This window comes from Salinicola lusitanus, assembly GCF_003206045.1.
Classification (GTDB): domain Bacteria; phylum Pseudomonadota; class Gammaproteobacteria; order Pseudomonadales; family Halomonadaceae; genus Salinicola; species Salinicola lusitanus.
Map to the genome: position 1 here is coordinate 163,056 of NZ_PZJM01000009.1, position 12,481 is coordinate 175,536.

At 60.3% G+C, this 12,481-nt stretch carries 13 protein-coding genes and 1 tRNA gene; 3 read left to right on the top strand and 11 right to left on the bottom strand.

Annotated features, from left to right (window positions below):
- Window positions 1-512: 512 nt before the first annotated feature.
- The 6 genes from DOM45_RS14095 to DOM45_RS14115 all read right to left on the bottom strand — a co-directional run bounded on the left by DOM45_RS14095 (window position 513) and on the right by DOM45_RS14115 (window position 4,845).
- Window positions 513-776 (bottom strand): hypothetical protein, encoded by a 264-nt coding sequence (locus DOM45_RS14095; RefSeq protein WP_110601528.1) that lies wholly within the window; start codon window positions 774-776, stop codon window positions 513-515.
- Entirely contained in the window at window positions 773-1,072 is a 300-nt protein-coding gene (locus DOM45_RS14100; RefSeq protein WP_110601529.1) for a helix-turn-helix transcriptional regulator, read from the bottom strand. Before DOM45_RS14100 ends, DOM45_RS14095 begins: the two co-directional genes overlap by 4 nt.
- A 468-nt stretch (window positions 1,073-1,540) precedes the next feature.
- Window positions 1,541-2,722 carry an XRE family transcriptional regulator gene (locus DOM45_RS14105; protein ID WP_110601531.1) on the bottom strand — a complete coding sequence of 394 codons (1,182 nt, stop codon included), beginning with the start codon at window positions 2,720-2,722 and terminating at the stop codon, window positions 1,541-1,543.
- Window positions 2,715-3,356, bottom strand: a complete 642-nt coding sequence (locus tag DOM45_RS20095; RefSeq protein WP_157958441.1) for a hypothetical protein — start codon at window positions 3,354-3,356, stop codon at window positions 2,715-2,717. Before DOM45_RS20095 ends, DOM45_RS14105 begins: the two co-directional genes overlap by 8 nt.
- A gap of 65 nt (window positions 3,357-3,421) precedes the next feature.
- Window positions 3,422-4,657, bottom strand: coding sequence for an integrase arm-type DNA-binding domain-containing protein (locus DOM45_RS14110; RefSeq protein WP_110601532.1), 1,236 nt, complete (start codon window positions 4,655-4,657; stop codon window positions 3,422-3,424).
- Window positions 4,658-4,768: 111 nt separating this feature from the next.
- Window positions 4,769-4,845 (bottom strand) — tRNA-Arg (locus DOM45_RS14115).
- Between the two features lie 292 nt (window positions 4,846-5,137).
- On the opposite strand from DOM45_RS14115, the gene thiM reads away from it, so the two are divergent.
- Complete coding sequence (thiM, locus tag DOM45_RS14120) at window positions 5,138-5,974, top strand: hydroxyethylthiazole kinase (RefSeq protein ID WP_110601533.1); 837 nt, start codon at window positions 5,138-5,140, stop codon at window positions 5,972-5,974.
- Window positions 5,975-5,983: 9 nt separating this feature from the next.
- Here the strand turns inward: thiM and cysE are convergent, their stop codons facing one another.
- Both cysE and rep read right to left on the bottom strand, forming a co-directional pair.
- Window positions 5,984-6,826, bottom strand: coding sequence for a serine O-acetyltransferase (gene cysE, locus DOM45_RS14125; RefSeq protein ID WP_110601534.1), 843 nt, complete (start codon window positions 6,824-6,826; stop codon window positions 5,984-5,986).
- Between the two features lie 56 nt (window positions 6,827-6,882).
- Window positions 6,883-8,931, bottom strand: coding sequence for a DNA helicase Rep (gene rep, locus DOM45_RS14130; RefSeq protein WP_110601536.1), 2,049 nt, complete (start codon window positions 8,929-8,931; stop codon window positions 6,883-6,885).
- A gap of 96 nt (window positions 8,932-9,027) precedes the next feature.
- On the opposite strand from rep, the gene DOM45_RS14135 reads away from it, so the two are divergent.
- On the top strand, window positions 9,028-9,483 hold the full coding sequence (locus DOM45_RS14135; RefSeq protein WP_110601537.1) for a GNAT family N-acetyltransferase: 456 nt from the start codon (window positions 9,028-9,030) through the stop codon (window positions 9,481-9,483).
- Between the two features lie 20 nt (window positions 9,484-9,503).
- Here DOM45_RS14135 and trmL read toward each other — a convergent pair whose 3' ends face one another.
- From trmL to pyrE, 3 genes are all read right to left on the bottom strand, one after another.
- The gene (gene trmL, locus DOM45_RS14140) at window positions 9,504-9,974 is read right to left on the bottom strand and encodes a tRNA (uridine(34)/cytosine(34)/5-carboxymethylaminomethyluridine(34)-2'-O)-methyltransferase TrmL (RefSeq protein WP_110602090.1); all 471 of its coding nucleotides are present in this window, start codon (window positions 9,972-9,974) and stop codon (window positions 9,504-9,506) included.
- Window positions 9,975-10,099: 125 nt separating this feature from the next.
- Window positions 10,100-10,669 (bottom strand): YfaZ family outer membrane protein, encoded by a 570-nt coding sequence (locus DOM45_RS14145; protein ID WP_232822152.1) that lies wholly within the window; start codon window positions 10,667-10,669, stop codon window positions 10,100-10,102.
- Between the two features lie 176 nt (window positions 10,670-10,845).
- Window positions 10,846-11,547, bottom strand: a complete 702-nt coding sequence (pyrE, locus tag DOM45_RS14150) for an orotate phosphoribosyltransferase (protein WP_110601539.1) — start codon at window positions 11,545-11,547, stop codon at window positions 10,846-10,848.
- A gap of 139 nt (window positions 11,548-11,686) precedes the next feature.
- Between pyrE and DOM45_RS14155 the strand changes: the two genes are divergently transcribed.
- Window positions 11,687-12,457: an exodeoxyribonuclease III gene (locus tag DOM45_RS14155; protein WP_110601541.1), complete on the top strand. Its 771-nt coding sequence runs from the start codon at window positions 11,687-11,689 to the stop codon at window positions 12,455-12,457.
- Window positions 12,458-12,481: the final 24 nt, after the last annotated feature.

The following is a 12,481-nucleotide window of genomic DNA, read 5'->3' on the forward strand; positions in this document are numbered from 1 at the left end:
CTATTTGATTCCAGGAGTCACCAACAATCCTTTCCACGGGACTGGAGGCGACTGTACGCGGGGTGGAAAACCGGTCAAATAGGAAACCGGCCGGGCCGAAGCCCGCCCACGCACAGCCGCCATAACGACGCTTTGCGGGCACAAAAAAAGCGCCTGCAAAGGTAGGGGCGCTGTTGCGCCTATTTGATCTCGGGTTTCCACGCCCGGCTGCGGATTTTGCCGCAGCTCGGGCATCGTAGCCGGACCCGTTGGGAAGGCGCAAGTCCTCCCCGGCCAAAGGATGACGAATGGCCAGCGCCAGCCCCCGGACCATCGGCGTGTGCCGGGGCGTGACACAGCGCCGGAATTTGCTAGGATCGTCGTTGCAAAGAGTGTCTTCGAGAGCCCCGGCAGCCCCACGCTGACCGGGGTTTTCGCGTTTGTTGGGCACAAAGCCTCCCTGTTCCCCTCGGCGTAGACGCCGAGCGGCTGGATGATTCGCTGTCGTTGAGTGGTGCGAGCGTGCGGCGGGTCTAGCAGTCCGTCAGGTCGTAATCCGGACCGCGATTGAGGTCGCGCATCAACACCGTGTTGGGATCGCGGGGCAGCGTGGAGTGCTTGCCGATGCCGCCATTGCGGTGCATCAGAACGGCGATACGTTCGCCACTGGCGCTGTGGCGTACCACTTCCCGCCCGGCGCTATTGATCGCAACGTTCAGGGCTTCATCCAGTGCCGGGACATCTTGGTCGGTGAAATCGAGCGTCTGTCCGCCGACCGTCAGCGTGAAGCGTTTCATGCGCGAGCCTCCTGGGTGTGGGTGCCGAAGTGTTGGATCCGGCGACCGGCCAGCGTGCGGTTACGCTCGGCGAGGCGGTTGGCGATCCAGCTATCCACCTCCTCCTCGAGCCAGGCGACGCTTTTGTCGCCGATGGGCAGCGGGGCCGGAAAGGTGCCGTTGCTGACACCGGCGTAGATCGCGGATCGGCTCTTGCCGGTCTTGAGCTCCACGTCGCGGCGGCGAAGGAGACGATTGCCGAGCTGCAGGCGCTCGACTTTCTGGTACGGGGCGGCTGTCGATGTGGCGTTGTCCATGGGTTCCTCATTGGCTGTCATGGCATGCCCGGGGCCAGTCGGCGGCGGGACATGCTTAGCTTGCCCAAGCATCAAACGACCAGCGAGGAACGCTAACTGTAAATCGATGGCTTACAGATCGCGGACCGCAAAAAACCTACGCTGGCCGCTTGACCCAGGCAGCGCCGGGGCATTGCGCTTGGGACATGCTCAGCTTGCCTAGGTAAAAAGTGACCTGCGAGGAACGCCCGTTGTAGATTCGCGATCTACAACGAGGGCGGCGAAAATTCGTGATCGACGCGTGTTGACGGACGAAAAAAGCCCCAGCTCTTGGAAGAGATGGGGCTACAAGTCAAAACGAGTTGATTACCTGGCCAACTCTAGCCTGAATTAATCGAAGATGACTTCACGTCACATGAGTTTTATCCGAGCTTGTAGCTTACAGACACATGGTACACACAAGTCAAAACACCTAATACGAAGACAACCTCACTTCAGTTTCAAATCTACAACTTGTTCGCCACAGACTTTATCGTACATAAACCCTGGCTCAAGATTGGAAAGCGCTTCAACCAGCTCGGTGTTGAAGCTCAGCTTTTGACGGATTTCTGACTTGCTAACGATGTTATTGTCTAGCAGCATCAAAACAGCTTTTTGAAGCATTCGAGGTCTTTCATTAGGAATCTCATCATCTAGAGGCTCGTGAGTCCTCCATTTTCTGGCGCTTATCTGCTTGCGCAAATTTAAGACTTGGTCCTCAGACAAAATTTCAAGATCAGCGCATCTACTAACCTGAGCTGCTATTGAGACACCCCATCTCTTTTTTAATTCGACAAAACCTCCCAGGCGGCTTGTAAACACCTCATTAATGTAGGCTGAATCAGGCAAGAGAAATGCACCTGCAAACCTATTAGCTTCAGCTTCGATTCTTTTCAACGTAGCTTTATTTTCAAGATCCTCTTCGCTGACACCTTGGTGCAGTATCAAGTGTCCTAATTCATGGGCAATATCAAATCGCGTTCTAACCGCTGTTGTGCTGTCAGACGCCATGAAGATGAAAGGACGTGGACCGCTCCAAAAAGAGAAGGCATTCACCCTTTCATTTTTTATCGGCAGGTGAGACACAATAACGCCTTTCGCCTCAACAAGCTTTATTAAATCTCCTACGGGACCGTTTCCAAGCCCCCAAGCTTTTCTCACTTCAGAAGCAATTTTCTCTATGGCGGATGACGAATAGCGTCCTTCATCTAAGTCCGGCTGGACCTGAGGGTGCTCAAATTCAGGAAAATTTATGTATTCGCTATAGAAACCAACGATGATAGAAACCCATTCGGCCAGAACTTCGCATTGGTCATTACGGCGCCGAGTGGCTGCACCGAACGCGCGAAATGTTTTAACACTAAATGGCCCAATTGGAGAAGGCATCTCTCCCGTAAAATAACTAATAGGCTGTTTCAAAGCCTCCGCCAAAAAAACTGCAGTTTGTCCATCGGGGTATTTCACCCCTTGCTCATAGGCAGAGACAGATTGCCGCGTAACGCCAATAAGAGCAGCCAAATCGGTTTGGGATAGCCTCAGCGCTTTCCTAGCCTTCATCAGCCTTTCAGGGATGATCCTTCGTATAGAAGTTTCATTCCCACGACCTCTCATGGAAACAACGTTATTACTCATTTTGATCTCTGCGCCACTTTTCTATATCTTGCTTAAGAGTTAGGACCGACTCTTCAGTGCTTTCAACCGGGGGCAAATCACTATTTTCGATAGAATGCACCATATCTAGCAAATTTCCAGTTCGATAGATCCATTCGTTTTGGTTTGGCTCGCTCATACCAATGTGAGCAAAATTCAAGCTTTTATGGCCATGCACCAACACGAAAGACGGTTGCCCCACAATTCTTTTTCTTTCCTGCTCCATCGATTCAAACAAATAAGATTGATTCGAAAGCGCCGCGTTACCACGAAAACCCACTTTTCTAGGTGGCTTCTTAAAACAACTCACCTTGCTTATGGAGAGGTAAGAATCTGGCAGCTCAACGCGCAAAAACCTACCCGTTGGCCTGTTGAAGTGAACCCAAGCATAGTCAAATGGCCAAACTCCGGTTGTAATTAGCTTTTCAATAGCCAAGTCCGTTGCCCAAGAGATAAGCCTTCCATGATTATCTGTCGCGGACGCTGTCGCTAGAATGGGCTCATCTGCGGCCAGTTGCGCGGCTGCAGCGTACGCCGTTTGTAAGGCGGACCTGATATGCCGTTGATATTTTTGCGGTAGCTGATCTTGAAGAAAAGCTTCGGCGGGGACAGTCACGGGCGCACACCTCGCTAGGTATCGAAAGGCCTATTGCAACTATACCCGAAAAACACACATTTTTGTCAACTGAGATTGTCGAGATGATCAGCCCAAAACTGCATCATCGCCGGGCGCTGTTCGAAAGTCATATGCTCGGCGTGGGTGTAGACGCCTTGCAGGCCGGGCAGCTTGTGGGAGAGCTGCATCTCGATCCATTCTCCGGGATAGCCCAACTCCTTGAGTCCCGTTGCGACGACATGCCTGCATCCGTGTGGCACGTGCCGGCCCTGGTAGCCCATACGCTTTAGCGCTACGCCGAAAGCAGCATCCGATAGGGGTTTTGTGGGATCGTTGCGACCGGGAAACAGTAGGCCGTACTGGCCCGTCATGACGTGTAGCTTGCGCAATTCCGCGACGGCCTGCTTAGGCAGAGGTACTCGGTGTGATCGCCCCATCTTCATCCGCTCGGCAGGTATGCTCCAGATAGCCCCCTCGAGATCGATCTCCTGCCATCGCGCCTGCCGCATCTCCCCTGGCCGTAGCGCCGTCATCAGCAGCAGTTTCAGCCCGATCCGTACCAGCGGGTTATGGTAATTCTCGATGGCCTGGACCAGCGCCGGTAGTTCCTCCTGCGAGACGTGCGGGAAGCTTTTCTGCCTGTGTGGGGTCAGCGCGCCGGTTAGATCAGTGAGGGGATTATGTGAAGCCCTACCAGTGATGACAGCAAAGCGATAGATATCACGGCAGAACGAGTGCACCTTGCGCCGCTGTTCGAACTTGCCGGCCTGCTCGAGACGCTTCAAGAGCTCCAGCCACTCCAGCGGCTTGATCGTCTCGATGGGTTTGTCCCCAACGGTCGGGAAGATGTAGTTCTCGAGCGACCGGATGCTCTCCTTGGAACGCTTGGAGCTGGCCTTCCACCTTGGCGCCATCGTCGCATGCCACTCATGCGCGAGCGCTCGGAAGGTATTCTGCTGGGAGAATTGCTGCTCCCGTTTCTCCTCCTTTCGACGCTCGACCGGATCGATGCCCTGGCTCAGCAGCCGGCGTGCGTCCGTGCGCTTCTCACGGGCCTCGGCGAGCGTCACCTCGGGATAGCTCCCCAGGCTCATCATGTTGCGCTTGCCGTTGGGTCGCGTGTAGCGCAAACGCCAGCCTCGGCTCCCTGTGTTCGAAATCACAAGTTGTAATCCCGCCCCATCAATGAGGGTGATCGGTTTGGGGCCTGGCTTAGTTGATTCGATTTTTCTGATAGTTAGCGGCATTGGGGTATAGCTAGGTTTTCCGAACACAGGTATATACCCTGATCTATACCACATTGCGGCTGGATTCGGTAGGAACGCTTAGGAAGAGGCGGGAATAAAAACTGCTGATTTATAAGCGTTTTTCTTACGATTCTGGACTTTCTCGGAACGTTCAGGAAGTCCAGATGGCGCGCCCAGCAGGATTCGAACCTGCGACCCCTGCCTTCGGAGGGCAGTACTCTATCCAGCTGAGCTATGGGCGCGCGATGACGTGACGTCGTGCCGAATGGCGTGGATAGCCGAATGGCCCGCCAACAGCGCGGCCATCCTACCCGCTCGGCCATTGGCTGTCCAGCCACGGTGCGGGGTGGCGGCGGCTTTCGCGCTGATGAGTCGTGATTATACTGGAACGGACGCATCCCCGATAAACGACCGGCGACAAGGGCGACCTGCGCGCGATACGTTCCCCGGCCGTGCCGACGATTCTGCCGGCCTGGGGTCTGGCGACCTGGACCAGCGCCCGTCGCCCGGTTCGCCGAGAAAACCGATGACGACATGACCGATACACCGCTTCAAACGACCGAATGGCAGAGCCGCCTGCTGGCAACGCACGTCCGCCTGCGCCAGCAGGCGCCGTTGGTGCACTGCCTGACCAACCAGGTCACCGTCAGCTTCGTCGCCAATGTGCTGCTGGCCGCCGGGGCGTCTCCGGCGATGACCGATCATCCCGATGAAGTCGAAGGTCTGGCCGCGGCGGCGGATGCCTTGCTGATCAACCTGGGTACGCCCAGTGCCGACAGCATCGCCGCGATGCGAAGGGCGAGCCAAGCCGCCAGCCGGTCGGAGACGCCCTGGGTGCTCGACCCCGTCGGCGCGGCGGCACTGCCGTTACGGCGAGCGCTGAGTCTGACCTTGATGGCCCATCGGCCAACGGTGATTCGCGGCAACGCGTCGGAAGTCATGGCGCTGGCGGAGACCGGTACGGACGGGCGCGGCGTCGATACTCAGCACGACTCGAGCGAGGCACTGGCGGCCGCTCGTCGGCTACTGGCGCAGACCGACGGCGTGGCGATCTCGGGCCGGACCGACCGCCTGCTGGGCCGTTCGGCCGCCACTGCCGATGCCGTGACGGTCGGCATTCATGGCGGTAGCGCCTGGCAACCCCGCGTGACCGGAACCGGCTGCGCCCTGGGGGCGCTGATCAGCGCCTATCTCGCCGTCGCCGATACCCCGCTGGATGCGATGATCTATGCCCATGTGCACGCCGCCGCTGCGGCCGAACGGGCCGAACTGACGGCGCATGGCCCCGGCAGTTTCGCGGTAGCCTGGCTGGATGCACTGGATAGTGTCGATCTGTCCGGTTTTCTCGCGGATCGCCTGACGCTGGAGTGACCCCGTCGACTAGCGCCCGCAGCAGAGCTTGCCGTTGGCGGGCACGGGGCGTGCCGAGGTTTCCGGCTCCAGGGGCTTGTCGAGGCAGTGCCGCATTTCCCGCGAGGGCGCCGCGCAGCCGGCATCGCCGACGATACGCGCCGGAACGCCAACCGCGGTAGTGTGAGGTGGCACCGTCTTCAGCACCACCGATCCGGCGCCGATGCGGGCACCCTCGCCGATCTCGATGTTGCCGAGCACCTTGGCGCCGGCACCGATCAGAACGCCGCGGCGCACCTTGGGGTGGCGATCCCCCGCTTCCTTGCCGGTGCCGCCCAGGGTCACGCCCTGCAGCAGCGAGACGTCGTCCTCGATGACCGTGGTCTCGCCGATCACCACCCCGGTAGCGTGATCGATGAACACGCCGTTGCCGACTCTGGCCGCAGGGTGGATATCGGTCTGGAACACTTCGGAGCTGCGACTCTGCAGATAGCGCGCCATCTGCCGGCGGCCGCTCTGCCACAGCACGTGGGCGAAGCGATGCACGGTCAAGGCGTGGAACCCCTTGAGATAGAGCAGTACTTCGGTGACCTGGCGAATCGCCGGATCGCGCTCGATCACCGCGGTCAGATCCTGGCCGATGCCTTCGCCGACCGTGGGGTCGCTGACCAGCAGTTCGTCGAACAGCTTGATCAACTGATTGGCCGCCAGATCCGGGTGGGCCAGGCGCTGGCCCAGGCGATAGGCCAACCCCGCGCCCAGTGTCGAGCGATTGAGCACCGCGCCCAGCATCAAGGGGGTCAACAGCGGCTCCTGCCGCGAGATCGTCATCGCCTCGTCGCGGGCCTGCTGCCATAGTTCGATCGTGTTCATCGTCTCTCCTTGAAGTGCCTACCCGCGACTGTCGCCATCGGCGCCACAGGGAATCTCTAGCCTAGCAGCGAACGCAGCCCGGCGATGGCGCTCTGGCCACGCTCCTGCTTCTTCTCGGGGTTCTCCTTGTCGGCGCGGCCTTCCCACTCCAGATCATCCGCCGGCAGTTCGTCGAGGAAGCGGCTCGGCGTGCAGTCGAGCAGTTCGCCGTAGGCCTTGCGCTGGCGCGCGAGTGTCAGCGTCAGCGTGCGCCGGGCGCGGGTGATGCCGACATAGGCCAGGCGCCGCTCCTCCTCGATGGTGCCGGATTCGATCGAGTTGCGGTGCGGCAACAGCTCCTCTTCCAGCCCCATCAGATAGACGTGGGGAAACTCGAGCCCTTTCGAGGCGTGCATCGTCAAGAGCTGGACCCGGTCGGAGTCGTCCTCCTCGGCCTGCTGCTCGAGGATATCGCGCAGCACCAGCCGCGAGATCGCCGACTGCACATCGTCGGTCTCCTCACTGGCCTCACCCTCCTCGTCGTCGCGGTGCATCGACTTCTCGAGCTGGTCGATCAGGGTCCAGACGTTGGCCATGCGGCGCTCGGCGATGGTCGGCGCGCTGGCGTTCTGGTAGAGCCAGGCTTCGTAGTCCATGTCGCGGATCATCTCGCGGATCGCGGCGATGGCGTCGCCCTGGTCCATGCGCTTGCGCACGCCGTCGATGAAGTGGGCGAAACGCCCCAGCCGCTCGACGGCACGCGTCGGCAGCACCTGCTCCAGCCCCATCTCATGGCAGGCCGAGAACATCGAGCCACCACGCTCGCTCGCGTAGTTGGCGAGCTTTTCCAGCGTGCCGGGGCCGATCTCCCGGCGCGGCACGTTGACGATGCGCAGGAAGGCGTTGTCGTCGTCCGGGTTGATCAGCAGCCGCAGGTAGGCCATGGCATCCTTGATCTCGTTGCGCGAGAAGAACGAGGTGCCGCCGGAGAGCTTGTAGGGAATCTGATGGTGCTGGAGCTTGAGCTCTAAAAGCCGCGCCTGGAAGTTGCCGCGATAGAGCACGGCGAAGTCGCGCCATTCTGCCCGCTCCTTGATGCGGCGGGTCAGGATCTCGCCGGCCACGCGCTCGGCCTCGGCCTCCTCGTGGCGGTTGACCACCACCCGGATCGGATCGCCCTGGCCCATGTCCGACCACAGCGTCTTCTCGTAGACGTGAGGGTTATTCGCGATGAGCGTATTGGCGGCGCGCAGGATGGTCGCGGTGGAGCGGTAGTTCTGCTCCAGCTTGATCACGTTGAGACGCGGGAAATCCTCACCCAACGTCACCAGGTTCTCCGGCCGGGCGCCGCGCCAGGCGTAGATCGACTGGTCGTCATCCCCCACCACGGTAAAGGTGGCGCGCTCGTCCATCAGCATCTTCACCAGCTGGTACTGACTGACGTTGGTGTCCTGATACTCGTCCACCAGCATGTACTGGATACGTTTGCGCCAGCGCGCCAAGGCCTCGGGATCGGTCTTGAGCAGCACCACCGGCAGCATGATCAGGTCGTCGAAATCGACCGCGTTGTAGGCCTTGAGATGGCGGTTATAGGCCTCGTAGATCCGCGCGGCGTACTGCTGGTCTTCGTCTTCCGCATGGGAGATCGCCGGTCCGGGCAGCACAAGGTCGTTCTTCCACTGGGAGATCTGGTTCTGCACGCCGTTGATCTGTTCGGCATCGGTGTCCGCCTCCTTCTGCATCAGGTCGCGCAGCAGCGCCTTGGCGTCTTCCGGGTCGAACAGCGAGAAACCGGGACGGAAGCCCAGCGCCTTGAGCTCGCGACGGATGATGTTGAGCCCCAGGTTGTGGAAGGTCGAAACGGTCAGGCCGTGCCCCTCGCGCCCCTTGAGCATCTGCCCGACGCGCTCCTTCATCTCTCGCGCGGCCTTGTTGGTGAAGGTGACCGCGGCGATCTTGCGCGCGCTCATCCCGCACTCCTGGACCAGATAGGCGATCTTGGTGGTGATCACGCTGGTCTTGCCCGAGCCGGCGCCGGCCAGCACCAGGCAGGGGCCATCGATGAAGCGCACCGCCTCCTGCTGGCGCGGGTTGAGCTTGGCAAGACGTTGGCGAATATCGGACATGAGGGCAGAATCGCAGAGGTGAAGAAAGCGTCGAGAAAGAGCACGACGGAATCAGGACGACAGAGTCAAAACAACAACGCGGGAATGATACACCTCATGCAGATCAAAAGAGACGATCTCCACGGCCCCGAAATCGCCGCCATGCTGGAAGCCCATCTCAAGGACTTCGAGCCACACTCTCCGCCCGAGAGCCGTCACGCGCTGGATCTCGACGGGCTGCGACGCCCGGAGGTTCACTTCTACACCGCCTGGGAAGATAACGAGCTGCTGGGCTGCGGCGCATTCAAGCGCCTCGACGATACGCACGCCGAGATCAAGTCGATGCGCACCGATCCGAACCATCTACGCAAAGGCGTGGCGCGGGCGATCCTGGCGCACCTGATCGAGGAGGCGCGTGCCGCCGGCCTGCAGCGGCTGAGCCTGGAGACCGGCCCGATGGCGCACTTCGCCCCGGCCCGAGCGCTTTACGAGGCATTCGGATTCACCTACTGCGAGCCGTTCGGCAGCTACCGGGAAGACCCGTACAGCGTGTTCATGACTCGACGGCTGTAGGTCAACGGATCACGCCGCGCTCAGACATCCACCGCACCGGCGAAATCCATCTGGCGCCACGCTTCGTAGACGATCAGCGCACAGGCGTTCGACAGGTTCAGGCTGCGGCTATCGGCGAGCATCGGGATGCGAAGGCGCTGCGCGGGAGGCAGCGCTTCGAGCATCGATTGGGGCAGGCCGCGGGTTTCCGGACCGAAGACCAGGGCGTCGCCTTCGCGGAAATGGATGTGATGATAACCGTGGCGACCCCGGGTCGAGACCCCGAACACACGCTCCGGCCCGACGGTTTCGAGAAACGCCGCCCAGTTGGCGTGGACCTGGACCCGGGCCCACTCGTGATAGTCGAGCCCGGCGCGGCGCAAGCGCTTGTCGTCGAGTTCGAAGGCCATCGGTTCGATGATATGCAGGCGAAATCCGGTATTGGCGCACAACCGGATGATATTGCCGGTATTGGGCGGGATTTCGGGCTCGAACAGCACGATATCAAGCATGGCGGCCAGCTCGGAGGCGGGTGACTCTCGCATCATACGCAATCGACACCGCTTTCTACAGCGCCCCCACGACGGCGCCGGCCTCCTCGTTCTACCGCGAAGCCGGCGCCGTGGCCTGGAATGTCCTAGAAGCCGACGCTGACGCCGAGCACCGGCCCGCTGTCCAGCGTACGGCCGTCGTCGTTATCGAAGTCGGTACGCATATAGCGATAGCCGCCGTAGACGTAGGTCTGCGAAATGATGTTGACCCGCGCCTGGGCGCCGTACTCGTAGCTCTTGTCGATGTCGCCGTGGGCCAGCCCTTCCGGCGTGTAGAAACCGTAGGCACCGATGGAGGTCAACGGAATGGGCGTGTCGACGAACGCGGAACCGCCGAGCCCCAGGCCGCCGCCATTGCCGTAGTGGGTGTCCTGGTACTGGTAACGTCCGCCAACGGCGAGATCGATGCCGGGAATCCATGGCGTGAACATCAGCGAACCGGAGTAGGCCTTGGCGTTATGGCCACTGTCGTCGGTGTTCAGGTAACCGACGCCGGCCCGCACCGAGGGCAGGATGGTCTGGCTGGCTTCGACACCGAAGGAGTCGTCACCACCGTTGGCGGAAACGCTCAACGCCATCGCCTGTTGACTGGCGAAGACAAAGGTCGCTGTGGCAAGGGCAAAGCCCCACGGTTTCATCCTGTTGCGCTTGATCATGATACGTCTCCCGAGATTCGCGTCGAAACGCGTTGGACCACTCGCTTAAGCGTGACATAATCTGGGAAATTATCAAACGGTGTTTTTAAACCTTTTGTAACGCCCCGCCGCGAGCCGGCTGCAACCGATCTAGGCGACCGTGAGCACGGCTGCCGGACACGGGATCAGGGCTCGGCTCAGTGGGCGTCGGTGACGCCGTAGCGATCACGATAGGCGCGGATGGCTTCGGCGTGCTGGGCGATGGATGTGCCATCGTCACCATGGCCTGGCCGGGTTTCGAGATAGGCAAGCAGTTGATCGAGGTTGACGATGCTGACAACCGGCATATGATACGTCGCCTCGACTTCCTGGATGGCGCTGTGCGGCTTCAAGCCCTCGTCACCCTGGCCACGCTCCTGACGGTCGAGCGCGATGACGACGCCAGCGGCCCGGGCCCCGGCCGCTCGGATGATCTGCATGACCTCGCGGATTGCCGTTCCGGCGGTGATGACATCGTCGATGATCAGGACGTTGCCGCGCAGTTCGGCGCCCACGATGTTGCCACCCTCACCGTGGGTCTTGGCCTCCTTGCGGTTGAAGGCAAAAGGCAGATCGCGCTGATGGTGATCGGCCAGAGCAACGGCTGTGCTCGCCGCCAGCGGTATACCCTTGTAAGCTGGACCAAATAGTACATCGGCTTCGATGCCGCTGTCGGCGATGGCACTGGCGTAGAAACGCCCCAGGCGAGCCAGGGCACGGCCGGAGCGGAACAAGCCGGCATTGAAGAAATAGGGACTGACACGACCGGACTTGAGCGTGAACTCACCGAAGCGCAACACCCCTTCGGCGATCGCAAACTCGATGAACTCCTGCTGATACGGCTGAATCTCGACGCTCACCCCGGGGTCTCCCTAAGTCCTTATTGCATGGCCTCGTGAATCTTGACTGACCGCTACCGTTTTGGCCAAACGAAGCAGTCATTTACCTAAACCTTTCAAGCTCGGGTATCATACACGCGCGACAAAGAAGGAACACTGTATGAAAATCGCCAGCATCAATGTGAACGGGATCCGAGAGGCCGTCGAGCGGGGCTTCCTCGACTGGCTGGCCGAACAGGATGCTGACGTCGTCTGCGTGCAGAACCTGAAGGCCAAGAGCTTCGAGCTCGATGACAGTATCCTTTATCCAGAAGGTTACGAAGGTTATTTCCTGGATGCGGAGAAGGATGGATTCTCCGGCGTGGGGCTCTACTGCCGCAAGATTCCCAAGGCCATCATGTACGGGCTTGGCTTCGAGCAGTGCGACAACGAAGGGCGCTTCCTGCAGGCCGACTACGACCGCTTCAGCATCGCGACCTTCCTGATGCCCAGCGGCGACGACGATCCGGCCGCCAAGCAGACGTTCATGACCCAGTATCTGGAGTACCTGAACAAGATGGCTCGCAAGCGTCGCGAGTACATCATCTGCGGAACCTGGCACATCGCGCACAAGACGCTCGATCTCGCCAACTGGACCGACAATCAGACGACGCCCGGCTTCAAGCCCGAAGAGCGCGCCTGGATGGATCAGGTGTTCGGACCGACCGGCTTCATCGACACCTTCCGCGAGGTCAATCGGGATGCCGACCAGTACACCTGGTGGCCCAAGCTCGATCAGGAAGTGTCGCGGACCCGTCAGGAAGGCTGGCGCCTCGATTACCAGATCGTCGGTCCCAACTTCCGGCGCAACGTGAAGGACGCCTGGATCGATACCGACGCGACCTTCAGCGAGTTCGCCCCGCTGATCGTCGAGTACGATCTCGAGCTGTAATCGCCCGGCACGACGCACGCCAGC

What these genes read in the sequence shown, in the direction of transcription:
- thiM (WP_110601533.1), top strand. Translation starts at nt 5,138, where the DNA reads ATGACCGATACACCGCTTCAAACGACCGAATGGCAGAGCCGCCTGCTG.
- rep (WP_110601536.1), bottom strand. Translation starts at nt 8,931, where the DNA reads ATGTCCGATATTCGCCAACGTCTTGCCAAGCTCAACCCGCGCCAGCAG.
- DOM45_RS14145 (WP_232822152.1), bottom strand. Translation starts at nt 10,669, where the DNA reads ATGATCAAGCGCAACAGGATGAAACCGTGGGGCTTTGCCCTTGCCACA.
- DOM45_RS14155 (WP_110601541.1), top strand. Translation starts at nt 11,687, where the DNA reads ATGAAAATCGCCAGCATCAATGTGAACGGGATCCGAGAGGCCGTCGAG.
- DOM45_RS14095 (WP_110601528.1), bottom strand. Translation starts at nt 776, where the DNA reads ATGAAACGCTTCACGCTGACGGTCGGCGGACAGACGCTCGATTTCACC.
- DOM45_RS14100 (WP_110601529.1), bottom strand. Translation starts at nt 1,072, where the DNA reads ATGGACAACGCCACATCGACAGCCGCCCCGTACCAGAAAGTCGAGCGC.
- cysE (WP_110601534.1), bottom strand. Translation starts at nt 6,826, where the DNA reads ATGAACACGATCGAACTATGGCAGCAGGCCCGCGACGAGGCGATGACG.
- DOM45_RS14110 (WP_110601532.1), bottom strand. Translation starts at nt 4,657, where the DNA reads ATGTGGTATAGATCAGGGTATATACCTGTGTTCGGAAAACCTAGCTAT.
- trmL (WP_110602090.1), bottom strand. Translation starts at nt 9,974, where the DNA reads ATGCTTGATATCGTGCTGTTCGAGCCCGAAATCCCGCCCAATACCGGC.
- DOM45_RS14135 (WP_110601537.1), top strand. Translation starts at nt 9,028, where the DNA reads ATGCAGATCAAAAGAGACGATCTCCACGGCCCCGAAATCGCCGCCATG.
- DOM45_RS14105 (WP_110601531.1), bottom strand. Translation starts at nt 2,722, where the DNA reads ATGAGTAATAACGTTGTTTCCATGAGAGGTCGTGGGAATGAAACTTCT.